At 39.6% G+C, this 22280-nt stretch carries 20 protein-coding genes and 1 riboswitch; of the genes, 3 read left to right on the forward strand and 17 right to left on the reverse strand.

Features of this window, described 5'->3' with window-relative positions; genetic code table 11:
• Positions 1-17 precede the first annotated feature (17 nt).
• The 10 genes from Q0E20_RS02280 to purB form a co-directional block, all read right to left on the reverse strand.
• Entirely contained in the window at positions 18-1481 is a 1464-nt protein-coding gene (locus Q0E20_RS02280; protein ID WP_295995674.1) for a catalase, read from the reverse strand.
• Positions 1482-1757: 276 nt separating this feature from the next.
• On the reverse strand, positions 1758-3029 hold the full coding sequence (locus Q0E20_RS02285) for a polysaccharide lyase family 1 protein (protein WP_295995678.1): 1272 nt from the start codon (positions 3027-3029) through the stop codon (positions 1758-1760).
• Between the two features lie 120 nt (positions 3030-3149).
• On the reverse strand, positions 3150-3434 hold the full coding sequence (locus Q0E20_RS02290; protein ID WP_295995681.1) for a hypothetical protein: 285 nt from the start codon (positions 3432-3434) through the stop codon (positions 3150-3152).
• A 77-nt stretch (positions 3435-3511) separates the two neighbouring features.
• On the reverse strand, positions 3512-4810 hold the full coding sequence (dinB, locus tag Q0E20_RS02295; protein ID WP_295995684.1) for a DNA polymerase IV: 1299 nt from the start codon (positions 4808-4810) through the stop codon (positions 3512-3514).
• Between the two features lie 2 nt (positions 4811-4812).
• Complete coding sequence (locus tag Q0E20_RS02300; protein ID WP_156931794.1) at positions 4813-5157, reverse strand: helix-turn-helix transcriptional regulator; 345 nt, start codon at positions 5155-5157, stop codon at positions 4813-4815.
• A 243-nt stretch (positions 5158-5400) separates the two neighbouring features.
• On the reverse strand, positions 5401-6684 hold the full coding sequence (locus tag Q0E20_RS02305; RefSeq protein ID WP_295995687.1) for an adenylosuccinate synthase: 1284 nt from the start codon (positions 6682-6684) through the stop codon (positions 5401-5403).
• Positions 6685-6769: 85 nt separating this feature from the next.
• Positions 6770-7042: a helix-turn-helix domain-containing protein gene (locus Q0E20_RS02310; protein WP_295995690.1), complete on the reverse strand. Its 273-nt coding sequence runs from the start codon at positions 7040-7042 to the stop codon at positions 6770-6772.
• A 1-nt stretch (position 7043) separates the two neighbouring features.
• Positions 7044-7394: a type II toxin-antitoxin system RelE/ParE family toxin gene (locus tag Q0E20_RS02315; protein ID WP_295995694.1), complete on the reverse strand. Its 351-nt coding sequence runs from the start codon at positions 7392-7394 to the stop codon at positions 7044-7046.
• 369 nt (positions 7395-7763) lie between these two features.
• Entirely contained in the window at positions 7764-8915 is a 1152-nt protein-coding gene (locus Q0E20_RS02320) for an MFS transporter (protein WP_295995697.1), read from the reverse strand.
• Between the two features lie 563 nt (positions 8916-9478).
• Positions 9479-10774 carry an adenylosuccinate lyase gene (purB, locus tag Q0E20_RS02325; RefSeq protein ID WP_295995700.1) on the reverse strand — a complete coding sequence of 432 codons (1296 nt, stop codon included), beginning with the start codon at positions 10772-10774 and terminating at the stop codon, positions 9479-9481.
• A 303-nt stretch (positions 10775-11077) separates the two neighbouring features.
• On the opposite strand from purB, the gene Q0E20_RS02330 reads away from it, so the two are divergent.
• A complete protein-coding gene (locus tag Q0E20_RS02330) occupies positions 11078-11482 on the forward strand; it encodes a CAAX protease (protein ID WP_295995703.1) in 405 nt (134 codons plus the stop codon).
• Between the two features lie 139 nt (positions 11483-11621).
• Here Q0E20_RS02330 and Q0E20_RS02335 read toward each other — a convergent pair whose 3' ends face one another.
• From Q0E20_RS02335 to Q0E20_RS02365, 7 genes are all read right to left on the reverse strand, one after another.
• Positions 11622-12377 carry a hypothetical protein gene (locus Q0E20_RS02335; protein WP_295995706.1) on the reverse strand — a complete coding sequence of 252 codons (756 nt, stop codon included), beginning with the start codon at positions 12375-12377 and terminating at the stop codon, positions 11622-11624.
• Positions 12378-12438: 61 nt separating this feature from the next.
• The gene (locus tag Q0E20_RS02340) at positions 12439-12843 is read right to left on the reverse strand and encodes a biopolymer transporter ExbD (RefSeq protein ID WP_295995709.1); all 405 of its coding nucleotides are present in this window, start codon (positions 12841-12843) and stop codon (positions 12439-12441) included.
• On the reverse strand, positions 12840-13445 hold the full coding sequence (locus tag Q0E20_RS02345; RefSeq protein ID WP_295995712.1) for a MotA/TolQ/ExbB proton channel family protein: 606 nt from the start codon (positions 13443-13445) through the stop codon (positions 12840-12842). Before Q0E20_RS02345 ends, Q0E20_RS02340 begins: the two co-directional genes overlap by 4 nt.
• Positions 13446-13761: 316 nt before the next feature.
• Complete coding sequence (locus Q0E20_RS02350; RefSeq protein WP_295995715.1) at positions 13762-14652, reverse strand: DUF3829 domain-containing protein; 891 nt, start codon at positions 14650-14652, stop codon at positions 13762-13764.
• Positions 14653-14902: 250 nt separating this feature from the next.
• Complete coding sequence (gene meaB / locus Q0E20_RS02355; protein WP_295995718.1) at positions 14903-16045, reverse strand: methylmalonyl Co-A mutase-associated GTPase MeaB; 1143 nt, start codon at positions 16043-16045, stop codon at positions 14903-14905.
• A complete protein-coding gene (gene scpA / locus Q0E20_RS02360; RefSeq protein ID WP_295995721.1) occupies positions 16038-18230 on the reverse strand; it encodes a methylmalonyl-CoA mutase in 2193 nt (730 codons plus the stop codon). Before scpA ends, meaB begins: the two co-directional genes overlap by 8 nt.
• A 4-nt stretch (positions 18231-18234) precedes the next feature.
• Positions 18235-20397 (reverse strand): methylmalonyl-CoA mutase family protein, encoded by a 2163-nt coding sequence (locus tag Q0E20_RS02365; RefSeq protein WP_295995724.1) that lies wholly within the window; start codon positions 20395-20397, stop codon positions 18235-18237.
• A 192-nt stretch (positions 20398-20589) separates the two neighbouring features.
• Positions 20590-20766, reverse strand: a riboswitch (cobalamin riboswitch).
• 202 nt (positions 20767-20968) lie between these two features.
• Between Q0E20_RS02365 and rarD the strand changes: the two genes are divergently transcribed.
• Both rarD and Q0E20_RS02375 read left to right on the forward strand, forming a co-directional pair.
• Positions 20969-21865, forward strand: coding sequence for an EamA family transporter RarD (gene rarD, locus Q0E20_RS02370; RefSeq protein WP_295995727.1), 897 nt, complete (start codon positions 20969-20971; stop codon positions 21863-21865).
• Positions 21866-22083: 218 nt separating this feature from the next.
• The gene (locus Q0E20_RS02375; RefSeq protein ID WP_295995731.1) at positions 22084-22245 is read left to right on the forward strand and encodes a type II toxin-antitoxin system HicA family toxin; all 162 of its coding nucleotides are present in this window, start codon (positions 22084-22086) and stop codon (positions 22243-22245) included.
• The last annotated feature ends 35 nt before the right edge of the window (positions 22246-22280 follow it).

The following is a 22280-nucleotide window of genomic DNA, read 5'->3' on the forward strand; positions in this document are numbered from 1 at the left end:
AGGAGGGTATAATTTTTTTATTTTACATCACTAAAGTCGATGTTCAGGCCCAAGGCTTTAGCTACACCTTTACCATATGCAGGGTCACATTGGTAACAATGTTTTGCATGGCGTTCTTTAATGAAATCAGGTACTCCATCCATAGCCGCCGCTGTATTTTCAAATAAGATTTGTTGTTTTTCAGGGCTCATGAGGCGGAATAATTTACCTGGTTGTGTATAAAAATCAGAATCGTCTTCGTAGAAGTCGTATTGATATGCTGCACCAGATACGTCTAGGCCAGGGTTTTTGAATTGAGGTTGTTCAGCCCATTCACCGAAGCTATTAGGTGCATAGCCAATAGTGGAGCCATGGTTACCATCTACACGACCTTGTCCATCGCGATGGTAACTGTTTACAGGGCATTTAGGTGCATTAACAGGGATTTGATGGTAATTAGCACCTAAGCGATACCGCTGTGCATCGGCATAGGAGAACAAACGACCTTGCAACATTCTATCAGGAGAAAAAGATATACCAGGAACGATAGTAGATGGTGCGAATGCAGATTGTTCCACATCTTGGAAATAGTTTTCAGGGTTGCGATTAAGCTCCATGACACCAACTTCAATTAATGGGAATTCATCGTGGTACCATACTTTTGTTAAATCAAATGGGTTGTACGGCATGTTGTTAGCTTGTTCTTCTGTCATCACTTGGATGCATAATTTCCATTTTGGGAAATCACCGCGTTCGATAGCATCAAATAGATCGCGTTGGTGACTTTCACGATCATTTGCCACAAGCTCAGCTGCCTCAGCATCAGAAAGGTTTTCAATCGGTTGTTGGCAAACCCAGTGGAATTTAACCCATACGCGTTCATCGTTTTCATTAATCAAGCTGTATGTATGGCTACCAAACCCATGCATTGTGCGGTAGGATTTAGGAATACCACGGTCACTCATTACGATTGTTACTTGGTGGATTGCTTCTGGCAAGCTGGTCCAGAAATCCCAGTTCGCTGTCGCATCGCGAAGGTTTGTCTTAGGATTGCGTTTTACAGCACGGTTCAAATCAGGGAATTGCAATGGATCGCGGATGAAGAATACCGGTGTATTGTTACCTACAAGATCCCAGTTGCCTTCTTCAGTATAAAATTTTACAGCGAAACCACGGATATCACGTTCCGCATCAGCGGCCCCACGTTCACCCGCAACGGTAGAGAAACGTACAAATAATGGTGTTTGTTTACCTATTTCAGAGAAAATTTTTGCTTTTGTATATTTAGTAATGTCATTCGTTACTGTGAAAGTACCGAATGCACCAGAACCTTTAGCATGCATGCGGCGTTCAGGAATGACTTCACGCGCAAAATGACCTAATTTCTCCATCAACCAAACGTCTTGCATCAAAACAGGACCACGTTTACCTGCTGTTGCAGAGTTACGATTATCCGGTACAGGAGCGCCAAAGGCTGTTGTTAATTTCTTTTCTTCACTCATGTTACAAACTCCTACTTAGAAATAAAATATATTATAAGTTCACTACTCAAAAACCTTTTGAGTGTAGTATTACATCAGAACAAATAATTATCATTAATAGATAATCATTATTCTTAATGTTGAATAAATCTTAACACATGTCGGTACGAATCTCAACCCAAAATTAAAATACACCGTGTATACATGCTCTCATTTATAACTTATATATGAGAAAAGCCTATAGGAAATCAATCCTATAGGCTTATTACATCGCTATTACACATAAATACTAACATCTTATTGATGAATCTTATTTGCACCTGCATGATTCAAAACCGTTTCTTTTACTTCATTCACAGGATCTATTGTAGTAAATAGTTCCGGTTTCCAATCTACCGGTGTCAATGTATTGTTAAATGTATCTATATTTTGTCCATTAAACACATTATTAACAGTAGTAAGTTGTTTTCCGTTAAATACTTTCACAAATGATGTATAATCTTTGCCTCCTATATCCGCTACATTATTTTCTGCATAGATTTGCGAGTCCTTTCCAACCCCTAGTGAGTACGCATAAGCATATTCGCTATTTGAAGCAGCATCTGATGCAAAGTAATTATTATACACATGAACCTGACCAAATCGTACTCTTGGTGTACGTTGCACTACATTATGGAAGTAATTATGATGCAAGGTGACATGTAATTTACCTTCATCTGCTATCTTTGAATCACTACTACCAATCAACATGGCTTTATTGTGGTTTTCAAACGTAGAATAGGAGATAGTAATATAATCTGCTTGATTGGTAATATCTACCAATCCATCTCTATGCTCGTATTTACGGCCAAAGTATGTTTCTACTGTTTCAGGTCCATCTTGGAATGAACTATGATCAATCCAAATGTGAGTACCACCTTTTATAGAGATACTATCATACTGAGAATTCCAGTTTCCTTCTGGTCCATCCTTAGGGTCCCAAGCAGGGAAATAGTCATAAGGCGATTCAAATTGAATATTTCGTATGATGATATTATCTGCATCAAGCACCAAGTTTACACCCTTTAATTTTGCATTGTCCATGCCAATGATGCTTGTATTAGCCGGTACATGAACAGTAATAGACTGACTTTGGTTCTTTTGTGACGCCTTGCGCTTTGCTTCCTGCTCATCTTTTACACTTTTAAGTGCTGTGCTATTAGGTTTATGAGTTTCTAAATATTGTTGAAAGTCATAGCCATCAACCATGTAATCTTTCATAGTTAATGGTTTCCCATTATCATCAGTATCGAAATCTATGGTTCCATACACTAACACAATCTTAGGAGTCGTATTTTTTCTATTCTTAAGGGCCGCTACAAATTCTTTTTTATTCGTTACTTTAAATACATTCTGCTCTGTAGCATTAGCGCCACCTGTAGTACCATTGCCTACGGAAGCAAACCCGTCCTGTTTCGGTAAGACTTCACGCATAAAGGTAGGGCTCTCAGCAGAGCCTCGTGAAAAGGTCATCATTGCACCAGCGATTAATGCAACAAGCACCACTATGGATAACATTATCTTCTTCATATGTCTAACTCCTTAATCTCTACCATATCATATTATAATAGTATTCTCACAAAAACAATAGCCACAATAAAAGACCCCCCTTCATAGCGATAATCTGGCTACAAAGGGGTATCATTTACATTACGCTGGGCGGCTCCAATCGACTTGTACGTCGATAGCACCCCACATGCGTGTAAGAGCTAGTTTGAAGTTTTCCAAGGATTCTAGAGGTTGTACTTGTACCCGTTCATACGTATCAAGGCCTGTTGCATGCTCAATGGTATGTTCTTCATTTAAGTATGCACGGACCTTATCAATCCATTCTTGTTCAGGTAAATCTATCGTTACGATTTTTGTATCCGTATCGTAAGATAATATCCCATTGCTATTTACGCCATAATGAATGGCCACACGAAATATACTCATATTTATACCTCTCTTGCAGATAGTTTCTTGCGTATACACAGTTCTATACATATATATTGTATCATGAATGTTTCTATTCATGAAAGATTTTTATTGTCATCGTCTACATCAATTTCAGTCTTTAATTCCGACCGTTTTCTTCGTTCTCCACCATCGCCATGGGCGCGACGCCAAAGTGCGCCACTCATAATAGCACCTTCGCCAAATTTAGACGCTAACGAATCTAGCACGGTTGAAAGTTTCTCTTCCTTTTCATCCGCTTCGATGGTGAACAAATCCTCTTGAACCATCCCTTCCGTTGAAAGTCCACTAACCGTAACACCTAAGAGGCGAATCGGCTTGACAGGCATATCTAGAATAGATGTATGCACCTGAACAAAAGGAACCCCCGTCCTTTCCCGCATCAACTTATTCCACAATAACACGGAGGTATCATAAATGATACGTTCTTGGTCCGTAGCAGAATCAAGGCGTTTTTGACGAGATACAGTTTTAAAGTCATTGTATCGCACCTTAATCGATACAGTATGGCCCATCAGGCCATATTTACGCAATCGTTTGGCTACACGATTGGCAAAATAATGAAGTTCCAAATCGATAACAGCCGGGTCCTCTACATCACTTTCATAGGTTTCCTCATTGCCGACAGACTGGATTTGACGATCCGGTTCTACAGGTCGTTCGTCAATGCCTCGTGCCAGTTCCCAAATACGACGAGCTTGATTGCCTACATAAGGTACTAACGGTTTCTCATCTGATAATGCTTGAATATCCTTAATCAACAAGAATCCACCATGTTTGAGTCTCCGTTCCGTACTAGGTCCGACGCCCCAAATACGTTTGATAGGCAAGTTGGCTAAACTTTCACATTCCTTACCATAAGGAATGACAACCAAGCCATCTGGTTTATCCAAATCGGATGCCAGTTTGGCAAGAAACTTATTCGGCGCCAAACCAGCTGAAATGATGAGCCCTGTTTCCTCAAACACACGATTCTTAATAGCACGTCCTAAAGCTTTAGGTCCTGTGAATTTATGGGTAATACCCGTAACGTCTAAAAAGGCCTCATCCAATGACAACGGCTCAATAAGAGGCGTAAATTCCTCCATCACCTTATGAATGACATGAGAAATCTCCTTGTACCGAGCCATATTGGGATACACAAAAATACCTTGTGGACATAGCTTTTTAGCCCGTGAAATAGGCATTGCTGAATGGACGCCAAATTTTCGAGCCTCATAAGATGCCGTAGCAACAACGCCACGTGAAGAAAGACCACCCACGATAACGGGGTGGCCTTTATACTCAGGATGATCCAGTTGTTCAACGGATGCAAAAAAAGCATCCATGTCAACATGCATAATCCAGCGTCTCATGATTATGCGTCTTTTTCGTGTTCATCAAGACGGCAGTATTTAATTTGTGCACAAATACATTCATCTTTTGTTTTGTACAATTGTGGAATAATTTCCAAAATGTCACCAAATGTTTCTTCATTGATGGAATAGCGAGTCCAAAGGCCATTACGTTGGGAATTTACAACGCCAGCATCAATTAAGATTTTCATGTGGTAGCTCAATGTGGATTGAGATAAATTAAAACTTGCCAAAATATCTGCTGCACACAACTCATTACAGGATAACATATCTATAATATGTAATCTTGTTTCATCACTGAGCGCTTTAAAAATCGTTGCTAAACGTTCATAAGAAACTTCAACCATAAGAAAACTCCTCAACATACATCAAAAATTATCAATTTACTTTTATACTATTATATACTATTTTAATAACTAAATCTATTTTTTTCTTTTTATTCTCATTAAAACATTTTAATTGACTAATCAAAATGTTTTATGAGGCATTTTGTACGCATAAAAGCGGAGATTCTTAAATGAGAATCTCCGCTTTTGATTTTTATAATAATAGGCTAGTACTACTACCGCTTACAATCTATTATAAATAGATTAAAATACATTAACAAGGTCGATTGTTTGATTACGGTTAGGACCAACGGATACGATACCCAAAGGCACGCCTGTTACTTCTGCAATACGTTCTACGTATTTACGAGCATTTTCTGGCAATTCATCATAAGAACGAATACCGGAAATATCTGTTTCCCAACCTGGCAATGTTTCATATACAGGTTCACATGCTTCAAGATCTTTCAAGCTAGCAGGGAACCCTTCCACGTTTTTGCCATTCAATTTGTAACCTACACAGATTTTTAACTCTTTGAAAGTATCAAGGATATCCAAACGTGTAATGGCTAAATAATCAAGGCTGCTAAGACCTGCTGCGTATTTTACAACCATAAGGTCCAACCAACCTGTACGGCGCGGACGACCTGTTACAGTACCGAATTCATGACCTAGTTCGCGAAGATTATCACCAGTTTCATTTAAAAGTTCTGTAGGGAATGGACCTGCACCAACGCGTGTAGCATATGCTTTCACAACGCCGAAAATATTTTTCAAATAGTTAGGACCTACACCAGCACCTGTGGAAGCACCACCAGCGATTGGATGAGAGGATGTTACGAATGGGTATGTACCATGATCAAGGTCGAGCATAGTGGCTTGTGCCCCTTCGAACAATACCTTTTTATCCTCTTTAATAGCTTTCAACACAGCATTATTTGTGTCTGTTACATAAGGTTTTAAAGCCTCTGCATATTTGATGTAATCCGCTAAGATTTCATCGTAATTAACAGGTTCAGCATCGTATACCTTCGTAAGCATTTTGTTTTTAAATTCAACATTGTACGCCAATTTTTGTTTGAATGTTTCCATGTCGTACAAATCGCAGATGCGGATACCGATACGGTTTACCTTATCAGCGTAGCAAGGACCGATACCATTTTTAGTTGTACCGATTTTAGCGTCCCCTTTGGATGCTTCTTCGGCCATGTCAAGAGCAATATGATAAGGCATAATAACATGAGCACGGTCAGAAATATGAAGAGTTTTTGCAGATTTACCTTGTTTTTCAAGGCCTTCGATTTCTTGTAATAAAACCTTAGGATCAATAACAACGCCTGTACCAACGATATTTTGTTTATTATCGTACAAAATACCACTTGGCAATAAACGAAGTGCAAATGCTTTGTCATCCACCACAACGGTGTGACCTGCATTGTTACCGCCTTGGCTGCGCACTACAACGTCTGCACGTTCTGCAATCCAGTCAACGATTTTACCTTTACCTTCGTCACCCCATTGAGTGCCGATAACCATACTTGTTGCCATATCTATGTCCTCCAATTGTGAAAGTCAAAATAATCCATAGTTATTATACAACATTATAGCAAAGCGCGAAAAGGTTAAATAAAAATTACACAAATTCAATTTTTAACTTCTTACCAAATGCATGTGCAATCTTTTTTAATGTTTTTAATGATGGATTTCCATTACCATTTTCAATTTTACTTATATCTGATTGTGTAATACCTGTAATTTCAGATAATTGAGTCTGTGTCATATGCGCTTCAATACGTGCTTTAACTATATTTTCAATAATTTGATACTCATCTTCTAACTCATCCCACTCTTCTTTAAATTTAGGATTTTTTAATTGATCAGCTAAATATTGATCTAATGTTTCCATATTATGTATACCTTTCAATATAATCTTGTTTATACTTCAATGCCAATTCAATCGCATTCTTTGGTGTTTTCATAGACTTTTTCACAAAACCATTGGTCAAAACTATACGTTTGCCAACAAAGAAAAAATATAAAATTCTAGAAATATTGGAACCTTGTTTGGTTCTAAGTTCATAAATTCCAGACTCTAAAAATTTTGAAGTCGGTTCCCTTAATTTGTTACCACAAGTTTCAAGCAATTTTAAATCCCTAATAGTTTTAGCCCGTTGCTTCTCTGAAAGTTCGTTTAAAAATAGCTTTGCTGGTTGTTCTCCACTAGGCTTTTCATAAAAAATTACAGAAAATACTTCCATCAAATTCCTCCTATTCACTAGAAGAAATCTTTATCTTAATTATATGTTAAAACATATAAATGGTAAAGATATAAAAAAAGTAGGCACTTTATATTTTCAATATAATCCACCGTAAACCATAAGTAAACCAAAAGGGGGTGACCAATAGTCACCCCCTATCCATTGACATTTCAACATATTAAATTAATAAATTATAATCCATAAAATCAAATAATTTTAAATATCCTTATTAATTAGTAGGCATCTATACCAAATTAACCGTACCTATTTATGTGATTCTAAAAATTAGAACAGGCCTGTTCTAATTATAAAAACGTGTATTATGCGTCTCTACACATTAGCACAAGCCTGTACTGTATAACAATTATTTTATTTAGGTTCTTTCAACCAGAAGCTCATCAATAATCCAATCGCACCAACAGGTATCAAGGTCATTAATGCTGTTTGCACATCGTAAATATCTGCTAAATGTCCAATATATGGTGCTACTAGGCCACCTAATGTAATGCCAAGCCCCAATGTAATGCCTGATGCAAAACCTGCATTTTTAGCAAGGTATTTTTGACCTAGAACGGTAATAGGACCATATTGCGAGAACACACCGAAGGCCATCGGTATCATGGCGCCAAAGAATCCCCATGCATTTGGCACGAAGATAAACACTAATACGGATGGTAAAAATATAATATTACCTAAACGCACCGTTTTTAGAAAACCTAACTTATCAGATAGGGCACCGCCCATATAAGTAAGTACTGCACCCATCGCAAAATACATAGTAAGCGCTAAACTAGACGCACTCGCTTCGCCATTGATAACAGTAATGTACAAGATAGGTATAAAAATAGATAATACAGAGAATAAAATCGAGCGAGAGGCTATCACAAAGAACAACTTACAGAAACTCACCCAATCATTTATCCCTGTATTTGTACCTTTAATTTGTCTTTCACATTCACAAGCATCCCCAACCTCAATAGTATTGCCTGTGAAAGCATATAGATACAGCAACACACCGATCAAGGCAATGGCTGTAAATACCCAAAGAAATTGAGCGTCAAAAACATAAACACCACCAGCAATGAGAGGGCCCAATGCAAATCCAGCGCTGCCACCAACCGCAAATCGTCCCATGGCATTACCAATCTCATGCGATTGCGTACGATTCACAAGAAGAGCCGCCTCTGGATGAAATAGAGCAGCCCCCACCCCAGATATAAGAGCCAAGGCCAAAATCATTTCATAACTCGTCGCTAGTGCAATGGTACTAATCGCTACAAGCGTCACCATAAAACCAACAGGAATAAACCACGGCACACGCCACCGATCAGCCACATACCCAAGCACAGGCTGTGCAATAGAGGCCACAATGGTATTACAAAAAATAATCGCCGCCGATTGATAATAATTAAGATTAAAATTAGCAATAAAAAACGGTATCAGCGCTGCTAACGAACCTTGACCGAAATCGTTAATACAGTGAAAGATAGGAGGTGCGTATTTTCTTATGGTGTTTTTCATGTATCCTCCTTTTATTGGGATAAATCAACAACTATAGGTTATGGATGATGAGGCTCCAAAAAAATCCACCGGCCGGGTCTGACTTCGCCCTATCGGGCTTCGCAGGGCCAAAGTCATTTTTTGAACCCTCATCATCCATCATTCAAAACCTTTTCGCTCTTATACCAATAGTAAGCATGCAAAACGAAAAACGCCATAACAAAATACACACTAGGGCAAAAAAAGTCATGTTTTTACCGGCACCACCACTCCCCTATGTATGTTAACTAATAAAAGCACCGTAAGAAAATACGGTACTCACGATAAACAAAAAAAGGACGAACACCCTTCTCAAAACGACTTTGCCTGTTTCTCCTCTAGCTCGTTTTCGGCGTAGAAGCATTTAATGAAAAGTGGGATGGTTCGTCCAGAAAACGACTTTACCTGTGTTTCCTCTGACTCGTTTCGGTAAATAACTTATAAGCGAAAAGGACGGATACCTTCCTCAAAACGACTTCGGGTCCCGCTTTAGCGCGATAGCGTGTCGGCTTTGAGGAAGGTATCCGTCCTACCAAAGCTAAATGTTATAGGCCGAAACGAGCCATTATTGTATCTACGTGTTTCAATAGTTTATATGGATCGAAACATGCATCAATTTCTTCATCAGTCATGTATTTTTTGATGTTTTCATCAGATTTTAGACCTGTAGCAAAGTCTTTACCTTCGAGCCAACGTTCCATTGCGTGTTTTTGTACCCAACGGTATGCTTCATCACGTACAGCCCCTTTGTCTACAAGGTGTGTCAAGATGGTTTGACTGAATACAAGGCCACCTGTAAGGTTAAGGTTTTTAAGCATGTTTTCAGGATATACCAACAATTTATCAATTGTACGAATTGTTAAGTGAAGCATGTAATTCAATGCGATGGTTGCATCTGGCAAGATGACGCGTTCTACAGAACTATGAGAGATATCACGTTCATGCCACAAAGCTTGATCTTCATACGCAGATTGTGCGTAACCGCGCAACAAACGAGCCATGCCGCAAATTCTTTCACACGTAATAGGATTCCGTTTATGAGGCATTGCAGAGGACCCTTTTTGTTTAGGGCTGAAATATTCTTCGGCTTCGCGTACTTCAGTACGTTGCAAGTGACGAATTTCTAATGCAATTTTATCCAATGTGCCACCTACAACAGCGATAGTAGACAATAATTCAGCATGACGGTCACGTTGTACAACTTGTGTAGCGATTTTAACAGGTTCAAGACCTAATTTTTCGCAAACATATTGTTCTACAAATGGATCAATATTGGAATATGTGCCAACAGCACCAGATAATTTACCGACTGCAACGCTTTTCCGAGCATGTTCCATGCGTTCAATATCGCGTTCTACTTCTGCCATCCAAAGGCAAATTTTTAAACCAAATGTAGTAGGCTCGCCATGAATACCATGTGTACGACCAATCATTGGCGTATGTTTAAATTCTGCCGCACGACGGCGCAATACTTCGTGTAATTTCTTCAAATCTTCGATTAGTATATCGCAAGATTGTTTCATCATATAACCAAGAGCAGTGTCTTTAACATCAGTAGATGTCAAGCCAAGATGGATATATTTAGCTGCTTCAGGGCCTACATATTCACCCACAGCAGTAACAAAGGAAATGATGTCATGATTTGTTTCACGTTCGATTTCGTGAATTCTTTCAACATCAAAATTACCCTTTTCCCGAATGATTTTAGCTGCTTCTTTCGGAATAACGCCAAGCTCAGCTTGTGCTTCAGATGCCAATGTTTCAACCAATAACATTGTGTCGAACTCATTGCGTTCGCTCCAAATATGGCCCATTTCTTCTCGTGTATAACGTGGTATCATGATGTCTCCTTTGCATGATAAAAGCTAGATTTTTTATATAATAATTGTACCATATGTAAAAGCTTGGTTCAATAAACCTCACGCAATATCCCGAATAATATATATATTATTTTTTCTTAATGTTCGGTATTTTGTTGTAGTGACAACATATTATAATTCATTCATATATAGATATGTTATTTACATATAGATTGATTATAATTTTACGACTATAATAGTAACATACCAATTAGATATACCACGAATTATCGATAATACAAACGTATCCTAAACGTAAGGTTTACAGTGTATAGGAGAGTCATAATGGCAAAGAAACAACAAAAAGAACGTGTACAACAATCTAAAGAATCTCAGACAGCGGGCACATTGATGAAATTCTTTTTTCTCATTAGTTTTATCGTCCTCGCTCTATTAGTGTTTAACGATTTTTCTATCAACTGGATTTTAGCTGTATATGTAGTAGATATTCTAGTATCTCTCATCTATGTAGCTTTTAATAAAGACCGTCTCACCACATCAAACATAGTACATACGAATGTACGCCGCATTGTATCATTTTTAATTATGCTCATTACCATGTTTTTTTACGCCTTTGCATTATGGCGCGTTGATCAATATACAACACAAATGCAAGTGACCTTGTTCATCGGTGGTATCATTATTTACTATGCCGTATTCAACAGTACAAAAACGGTACTAAAAAAATAACCTATACAGTACTAACAACACAACAATGATACGTGAAAAAATAGCGTTCTCAAAACAGAGTGCCCTAAAACAACTAGAATACTACACATAACAAAAGAGGCGTATCTTACATACAACCTTGTATGTGAGATATGCCTCTTTATTGTCCTAGCACAACAGGAATGGCTAATGATACAACTTGTCCTCGTTTATTAACAATACTACCACTCGTCTTAATAATACGTATTGCTTCGTCTCTTACATCAGGTGGAACCGAATCCTCTACGATACGAGGTGTATTCACACCAACGATAACATTGCCGCCCGCATCAAAGTTAACACGCACAACGGCTTCGCCATGTACTGATGACGCTTTTCCTTGCTCTCGCACTTGGCGCAAATATTCTGTAGGATTAATATCCGATTCTTCAAGCCACGCCCGTTGGCCTGGCGTCAGCAAATTGAGTGCATCCGCAAAAAACGATAGGTCTTTGTCTGTATCATCGCGACCATTGCCTTGTGCATTGGGATCCGTCGATACGTCATTGCCGACTAATTTCTTTTGTTGTTCCTGTTTTTGATGTGTCACAACGCCCGTCTCACCGCCAGTGGCCTCAGATTCTATGGCCTTTGGAACAGCCCATTCACGTTTCGTCGCCGGTGCTGGTTGTTCTGTATCTATAGTTTTCTGTGGTTCTACGGTGTTTACAGGCGGTTTAGTTTCTTGTTTCTGGGCTACCGACGCAGGTGCATCTGTAGGCGGTTTTGCCGCCTCTGGTGGCGGTGTCACTGTTGGATGCTCATCTACATCTTCACTTTCACCGGCATCAGACAGATCAAAACTAATTTCAGCAGCCTCTTGCCCAGCACCTGTACCACTCATGCCTCTTAATGAAAGACCCATCCCGGTGATCATAAGGATACTGATAAACAGGGATATCAAAAACGGTCGAAAATAATGAGATTCAAACATAGAATCACTTCCGATCCGTAGCGACACTAATATACTTAGCACCGTTTACTTTCAGCATATCGAGAAGAGCGATGACCTCGTTGTAATACACATCCTTAGATGCACGGATAACGAATGCTTGACGTGGCGTGGTCCGCACAATATCTTGTACCTCTTGAGACAAATTATCCGCCGAAACTTCTCGATTATCGATATAGAGTTTATGCGATGTGGTAAGAGTAATGATAATTGGTTCAATGGATTTAGCCGTTGAAGACGATGTGGATGGTAGATTTAACGGAATTTGTTGTTCCGTATTCATATATAGGGTACCGACCATAAAGAATACCAATAGGAAAAATACGATATCAATCATAGGGATGATCATGATGGTCGGTTCTTTTTTTACACCTAATGTACGACGTCTCATAGGTCATGTTCCTCATTGTACGCATCGAGGATGCTACCACATTCATGTTCCAAAATAACCACAAAGTCATTCACCTTTGCAGCACAGTAACTATGGAAACCAAGGGCAATAATGGCAACGGTAAGGCCTGTAGCGGTTGCTACCAATGCTTCAGATACACCACCTGTAATAATAGTAGGCGCTCCAATATCGCCACCTACAACGGCAAAGGCGCGAATCATACCAAGAACAGTACCAAGCAAACCAAGCAATGGAGCCATCGTAACAATCATACTAAGCCAACCAAGACCACGTTTCAAACGTTCATCTGTATAGCCTACCAAATCTTGTAGACGGTTTTCTAAACCATTATAATTTTTAGCATTTCGCAAAGCCTTTGCAAAGAGAGTACCTAAATTTTTCGTATCTCGTTCTAGCACGGTAGGTAGCATAACCCACCCTGGATGATTGTTTAGAACAGCCGTAAATTGACGCATATCTTTACGAAATTTACGATATAGAAAAAAGCGTTCAATCCCAATCATTAGTGTAAGAACGAGAAAAATAACTAGTGGATACATAACAAAACCACCAGCTACAAATAAATGTGTAATACTACTCATACTAACCTCCAAAAACCCACACCCATTTAGGTTCTTATTTTATAATTATACCACGTTTTTATACATCAAAACATATGTGGCTCACGATAGATGGGTAAAAATATACTAGTCGCTGTATAGGAATCAATAAAGGCCAAAACTATTATAAGAAAACACACAAAAAGGGCTACATCAATAGATATGCTGCTTGATGTAGCCCTTAAAGGTACATTCATTATGTATCTTTGTATGAAATTTTTATATCTACAGTTGAGTACTCACTGTGAGGTATGGACTTTCACAAGTAATACACACATTATTCGTATATAGCTGGATATTATTTATCAAGTTTGTCCATATCCAAACGATTCATACTGCCAATGAAACGATTGTAAGATTCAATCATATCATTGTAATGATCAGCTGATTGGTCACCTAAGAATGTACGAATTCTACCAATAGCTGAATTTAATGAAGACTTAGTACTGTTATATTCCGAACTAGTAATGCTATTGGATACATCCATGATTCCTTGTAACTCTTGGTTAGCTGCATTTACATCGATCTGTTTACCCTCTTCAAAGCCATCCAATAAAGCAGTTAAACGTAAATGAATTTCTTGAGCTGCCGCTGCATTTTTCTTGCCAGAATCTTTAAGTTCTTTTAAGTGCGCTTGTTGATTTTCCGTATTGTGTTTATGGATTACTTCATCTAATTGATTATACGCTGCATAGAACTGATCATATAATTGAACGTATTTAGGTCCTAATTGTTGTTCTTTAGCATAATTATCTGCTTTATATGTATTAGTTTCGTAGTAAGTATCTAAGTCACTCGCTACTGGCACAATCTCTTTCAATGCAGCTAATACCTTATCAAGAGGTTCTTTCATATCATCATATGGCACACCAGCATCTTTAGCAGCTTGTAATTTCTCTTGTAAAGAATCAAAATGTGGGGCCATAAAGCTTGTTAAATGTTGACCTTCTCTTAGTTTTTGAATATCTGGACCGATAGCATAGCCAAAGCGCACTGTATGACTGTTAAAATCACCGACAGCTTTAATGTAGTTGTTAAACACTGTAACGTCTTCTTGTGATGCCTTTTGAGTACCTTGTTGCACACCATTGGCAATCTTAGAAACACTACATCCTGTCAAAAATACTGGCGCTGTAAGGGTAGACGCACACAATACTGCCGTTATCAATCTCTTTACTAATGGTTTCAAAATAACTCTCTCCTTTTTAATCACACACTAACGACCATCTATGATTAAATTATATATCATAGATGATTTTTATGAAAGCATTAAGTATTCACATTATGAACTTTATCTCATGAATATGCTTCCCTAATCACATAAAAAGGCATAGCATCTATGATAATCTATCGATTAAATGACCGATATCAAAATAGATACTATGCCTTTTATATAATCATTTATTGGTTTAATCAAAGAGGTATTATATTACTGTCATTTATTTCAATGACTTATCGAAAACGCCAATTAATTCTTCAACGGCTTGTGATTCACTCATAGCACCATCTAAAACTGCTTCTTCAACTTCACCCATACGACCTTGAATAACGACATTATTAAAGAACAGGTTGTGCAAGTGTTCGTCAATCATATCACGTACCCAACGAAGGGATTGTTCTTGACGGCGTTTTAAGAATACGCCATTTTCTTTACCTTGTTCAGCAAATTCTTGGATCACATCCCATAGTTCGTCGAGACCATCCTTCGTAACAGCTGAACAGGTATAGGCTTGAGTTTTCCATTTTTCCGTAGCCGGACGAATGTAGTGCAACATTCGATCATAATCACTACGAGCAATGAGAGCTCGTTTGAGGTTATCCCCATCGGCCTTGTTAACCACAATAGCATCCGCAAGCTCCATAACGCCTTTTTTGATGCCTTGCAATTCATCACCTGCACCAGTTAATACGATGAGCATAAAGAAGTCTACCATAGAACGTACGGTAACTTCACTTTGTCCAACACCAACAGTTTCAACAAGGATAATATCGTACCCAGCAGCTTCGCAAAGTAGCATGGTCTCTCTACTTTTACGCGCTACACCGCCTAGTGTACCACCAGCTGGCGATGGCCGAATATACGCTTCTGGATGTTTTGTCAACGTTTCCATCCGCGTTTTATCACCTAAAATACTGCCCTTTGTGACTTGGCTTGTAGGGTCTACAGCAAGTACGGCCACCTTGTAACCTGCTTCAATGAGCATATTCCCAAAGGCTTCAATAAATGTACTTTTACCGGCCCCAGGCACACCAGTAATACCGATGCGCAACGCCTTGCCTGTACGAGGTAATATAGCTTGCAATACTTGTTGAGCTAATTTAAAGTGTTCCTTATTATTACTTTCTACTAATGTGATAGCCCGTGAAAGTATAACGCGGTCCCCCTGCTCGATGCCGCGTACATAATCAGCGACAGTTAACTTCTTGCGCCGCTGTACGGGACGTACCGACGGAGCCAGATGAGCGGAGCTAGATAAAAGACCATCGTGCATTTCTTTAACGCCTTTCATTACGCGGCACGCATAAGTATCATCTTTCTTAGCTTCTTCTGGCACCCAATCGGGACGGTAAGTATCAGTCATTAAACTCTTCGTCTTGAATGTGACTAATCAATGTTTCTAGTAATTTCTTAGCCGCTACAGGCAAGACTGTACCAGGGCCAAAGATAGCCACTGCGCCATGTTCGCGTAGGAATTCATAATCCTGAGCAGGGATTACGCCACCGATGGCAACCAAAATATCTCCACGACCACGTTTCTTGAGTTCTTCTACAAGTTGAGGTAACAATGTTTTGTGACCTGCTGCAAGAGAACTGAAGCCAACGATATGAACGTCATTATCCACAGCATCTTGTGCTGTTTCCTCTGGAGTTTGGAACAAAGGTCCGATATCCACGTCAAAGCCCATATCCGCGAAGGATGTTGCAATTACTTTAGCGCCACGGTCATGACCATCTTGGCCCATCTTAGCAATCATGATACGAGGACGACGACCTTCAAGTTCTTCAAAGTCATCTGCCATTCGACGTACTTCTTTGATGACATCATCATCTTCAAATTCGCTAGAGTATACACCAGAAATAGAACGAATAACGGCTTTATGACGGCCACAAACTTTTTCAACCGCAAAGGAAATTTCGCCCAAAGATGCACGAGCACGAGCAGCTTCGAGGGCAAGAGCAAGCAAGTTGCCTTCACCGGATTCTGTTGCATTTGTAATCGCTTCAAGACAGGATTGAACCTTATCTTCATCACGGTTAGCACGCAATTGTTCCAAACGACGAATTTGCGCTTCCCGTACAGCTGTATTATCTACGTCAAGGATATCCAATGGATCTTCTTTATCTAGACGATACTTATTAATACCGATGATAGCTTCACGGCCAGAATCAATACGAGCTTGACGACGAGCTGCCGCTTCTTCGATACGCATCTTAGGAAGGCCCGTATCAATTGCTTTCGCCATACCACCAAGGGATTCGATTTCTTGAATATGGCCCCAAGCACGACGAATCAATTCATCAGTTAATGCTTCTACATAGTAGGAACCGCCCCATGGGTCGATAACCTTACAAACTTTAGTTTCGTCTTGGATGTAAAGCTGAGTATTACGAGCAATACGAGCAGAGAAGTCTGTAGGCAATGCGATAGCTTCGTCCAGTGCATTAGTATGTAGAGATTGCGTATGACCTAATGCGGCACCCATCGCTTCCATACATGTACGAGCCACGTTGTTGAATGGATCTTGTTCTGTTAAAGACCAACCAGATGTTTGGCTATGTGTACGAAGAGCCATGGATTTAGGATTTTCAGAACCGAAGCTCTTGATAATCTTAGCCCACAACATACGAGCGGCACGCATTTTAGCCACTTCCATGAAGTAGTTTTTACCGATAGCCCAGAAGAAGGACAAACGTGGTGCGAATTGGTCAACGTGAAGGCCTGCATTGACACCGGTACGGATGTATTCAAGACCATCGGCTAATGTGTAACCTAATTCGATATCCGCTGTAGCACCTGCTTCTTGCATATGGTACCCAGAAATGGAAATACTGTTGAATTTAGGCATGTACTGGGATGTATATGCAAAGATATCACCGATGATACGCATGGACGTAGCTGGAGGGTAAATATAGGTATTACGTACCATGAACTCTTTCAAGATATCATTTTGGATAGTACCAGCCATAACCTTTTTATCAACCCCTTGTTCTTCACCAGCGAGGATGTAGAAGGCCATAACAGGCAATACGGCACCGTTCATTGTCATAGATACGGACATTTGGTCAAGAGGGATCCCGGAGAATAGAATTTCCATATCGAGGATGGAGTCTACTGCAACACCGGCCTTACCAACATCACCGACTACACGAGGATGGTCAGAGTCATAGCCACGGTGTGTAGCAAGGTCAAAGGCAATCGACAAGCCTTTTTGACCAGCGGCCAAGTTACGACGGTAAAACGCATTGGATTCTTCAGCGGTGGAGAAACCAGCGTACTGACGAACTGTCCAAGGACGGGTTACGTACATGGTAGAATAAGGTCCCCGTAGGAATGGAGGTATGCCAGCCATATACTCAAGGTGTGTCATTCCTTCATAATCCATCTCTGTATAGAGTGGTTTTAATTGGATTTGCTCCATTGTAGTATTATATAGCTCTTCAAAATTTTTCCCTGTTTCTTTTTTTAGTTCAGCAAGCCATGCATCACGAGATGTGGCAGTCTGAGATCCTAAGCCAAGAGAGGAGAAGTCTGGATTTTTAAACATAAGCTCACATCCCTTTCTTATCTTGTAACGCATTTAGAATATCGTAACAATTTGCACGAACAGAAATGAATTCATCTACACCGGCTTCACGGTATACAGGTTCTAGTTCTTTAGAAGGTGCCCCTGCCAAAACGACCGTTACATTCGGCATAGTAGCTTTCAATTCTTTAGCAAGTGGTGGTACTAATTCAGGATATGTAGCATCTGTAGAACAAATAACAACTACATCCGCACCACTTTCACGAGCCGCTTTTGCCGCATCAGCTGTTGTTTCATGACCATCATTTTTGATAACTTCAAAGGCGCCTACTTCAAAGAAACCAGTGGAGAAGTCCGCCCGAGGTTTATGTTGAGGAATAGGACCCATATTGGCCAAGAATACCTTAACATTATCTTTTGTACGTTGTTTATAGTCCTCAGTACGCATCCGAAGAGCTTCAAATCGTTCAGTCCAACGATGTGCTGTAATTGGTTCAATAGTTTCAGACGCAATATCACCAGCATCTAAGGATTTACGAATTTGACGCATTGTCAATTTATGTAAAGCCCCAAGTTCAATAAGACCGATCAAAGCACCTGGCTCTGTAGTACCAGCCTCTAAAGTAGCCTGTGCTTTAATGACCGCATCATCCTCTGCACCAGCTAAGTACTCATCAATTTGAGACATTCGTTTTTGACGCAAGGTTTCTTGATTTTCAGGTTTAGGATCTAGTAACTCTTCAGTCATATTCGCATACATGTTGTTACCAACAGCTACATCCTTACGGAACGCAAGATTTTTGAACCGTTCTTCAAGAATTTTCTTAACTTGCGCTTGTGGATACCCTTCTTTTAATGCAGCAATGATGCCACCTTTACCTTCAATAGTTTGGAACTCCTTCCAAATTTTTTCACATAACTCTGCAGCCAATGTTTCTACATACCAAGAACCGCCTACAGGGTCAACTGGTTGACGCAATTCAAATTCAGTTTGCAACATAACTTGAAGGTTACGAGCAATACGACGAGAAAAATCATCGGACTTACGAATTGGTTGATCAAATGGAGATACTTCCAAACTATTCAAACCACCTACTACGCCAGAAAATGCTTGTGTCGTATTACGCAATAAGTTTACATATGGATCATATACAGTTTTTGTGAAAGCAGATGTTCTGCCATGTACATGAACGGCACGGTCGCTTTCATCAGCACCAAACTCTTCCATAATGCGGGACCAAATTACGCGTAAAGCCCGCAATTTAGCAATTTCCATAAAGAAATTAGCACCTAGTGAGAAAGTAAACATCAAACTATTGGCAATCGTATGGATGTCAATATTACGTTGTGCTAATTGACGTACATAGCAAACAGCTGTAGACAAAGCATACGCTATTTCTTGTACATCATTAGAACCACCATTAGCATAGGCATCACCAGATACGAGCACAGTTTTTAACTCTGGTGCTTGTTCTTTAGCCCAAACAACAGTATGTGCCATTTCATCAAAAGCAGTGTCTAGCGAGATATGTAAGGCGCCATCTTTGGCCCACACACCGATAGGATCTGCACCAATAAGACCTTTTAAATCAGATGTTTTCTTTTTAGAAGCTTTCACAGTAGCCGCCAACATACCGAGTAAAATAGCCGCAGATGCACCTGTTTCAATATATAAAGGATTTTCTTTAAGATTAAATCGTTCAATTAATTGGCTGCAATCATCCATCGTGGACAAGGATGTACCACCGACGCCAACAGACGCACCTACTTGTACATCTTGATCATGACGTGTTGCCTCATCAAGGCGAATATTGTGAATGGTAGCACCTTTCACAATTTCATATAAACTTGCATGATTAGCATCCTTAGGTAAGGATTCATCAACATATTGGGCTACACCCCAAGGCTCCTTGATATAGCCACTTGCTTTTGTACCACGTAGGAACTGTCCAGCACCAGGATAAACACCCTTCGGAATTTTCTCTGCATGCAACGCAGGTGTGTAAATCGGTTGAAGCGTAATTCCTTCATACGTTTTAGTGTACATCTTCTTATTGAAGTCGCCACCTTTTAGTGCCTTTTCAACCTCAGCCTGCCATCGTTCATACGTAGGTTTCTCAAACTCATCAAAGGATACAGGCGCCAGTAAATCGCGTTCAGCGTCCTTTGAAGTCTTTTTGTCAGACATATATATGCCTCCTTTTCAACTTGAAACCATACAGGAGAACAGCGCACCGTACCGGTGAGAAATAACCCCTCTAGCGTGGCAAATAAAAAACGTGCCACCTGAGAGTGACACGTTAGGTTTCTTATTGAAAGGTACACTAAATACACTGTAGCCAGCATACCTCAATCCCCTTCCTATCGCTCGTAGGTACATAGCGGTGATTATCAAATAGGCAGTTCTCCTGGCTTGGAGTCATCACCTCGCTTTCGCCTTCCCAGATTGCTCCAGTGACATTTATGAAAGCAGGCTCTTCCTTACAGTGGCGGGACCGCATCGGCTTGTACCGATTTCTCTATTAAGTCTTGCGACACCTATTCTCTATATTCGTTGTTCTAAGACCAATATAGTGTAAGATTATGCACAAAGTCAATAAACATGACAGTTAATCATAAGTAGTAAATTTTAAGTTATAACCACAATATATATATAATGATAAAAACTCATAGTCTTAGTTTTACGCTATAGAAAAAGTGATGTTAACTAACCCCTCTCTTATCATGATATAATAATACTAATACGAGGAGGTCTCATCATGAACGAAATAAACAAAAAGGGGCTTAGCACTACCTTACTGTGCTGTTTAATTTGGGGCTTACTCCCCCTATACTGGGCCCTACTCAACCAAGTATCCTCCTTTTCTGTATTGGCCCATCGCATCATCTGGTCTGGCATTTGGATGTTCTTTCTTATCGTCATCACAGGTCGTCAACAACTACGCATCGATATACACTATTTACGTGACAACCTTACACAATTAGGTCTATTAGTACTTGCGGCTGTGCTGATTAGCATTAATTGGTTCACCTACATTTGGGCCGTTACAAACCAACACGTACTCGATACTAGCCTTGGCTACTACATCAACCCATTGGTCAACGTATTACTTGGCATCATAATCTACAAAGAAACTTTGCTGTGGCCTCAAAAATTGAGTATCGCCATTGCCCTGTTGGGTATCACTCTGATGACCTATGAACTCGGTACCTTACCGATTGTCTCAATTGTCTTAGCCTTATCATTTGGTCTCTACGGGGCTGTCAAAAAACGACTCACCATCCATCCATTTTCTAGCATCGCTTTTGAAGCATGGTTGGTCACACCTATAGCCCTATGGTATGTACTAACAGTAGATACCACATCATGGGCTTTTATCGAACACATCACTCCTACCGGACTACTGCTCGTCGGTGCAGGCCTTACTACATCCGTGCCACTTATCCTTTTTTCATATGGGGCTCGTTTATTGCCACTTAACGTACTAGGTTTTTTACAATACCTATCTCCAACTATGGGCTTCTTCTTAGCTATCTTCTATTTTGGTGAAAGCTTTGGTGTGGCACAGCTCATTGCCTTCGGCTGTATCTGGGTTGCACTCATATTGTTCTCTCTATCTAATCAAATTACGACGCGTATTAAGATAAAAAAATAGAATAAATTGCAAAAAGCTGTATTAAATGAAATCCTCAGTTAATACAGCTTTTTATACATTCTTTTACATATATCTATTTTGTCAAGTAACTAATAGAGTCAGGGGTGAACAATAGTCACCCCTATTTTCCTTTATATACTGGTAAACTACAACTAAGAAAGAATAACTCCTGGCAATTGTTTTATACGTATACACGTGTTATCATAAAAGGAAAGAATATGAAGGATAAAGATTTACTTAAATTATTACTAAAAAATGGTTGGAAAGATGTACGTCAACGTGGTAGCCACCATCGTTTGAAAAAAGATAATCAAGTTGAAATGATTGCCGTGCATGGAAAAGATGTACCTACAGGTTTATTAAATACTATTTTGAAATGAACAGGACTTAAATAAGGAGGACCTATGAAATTTAT

The sequence above is a fragment of the uncultured Veillonella sp. genome (assembly GCF_934230905.1).
Lineage (GTDB): Bacteria > Bacillota > Negativicutes > Veillonellales > Veillonellaceae > Veillonella.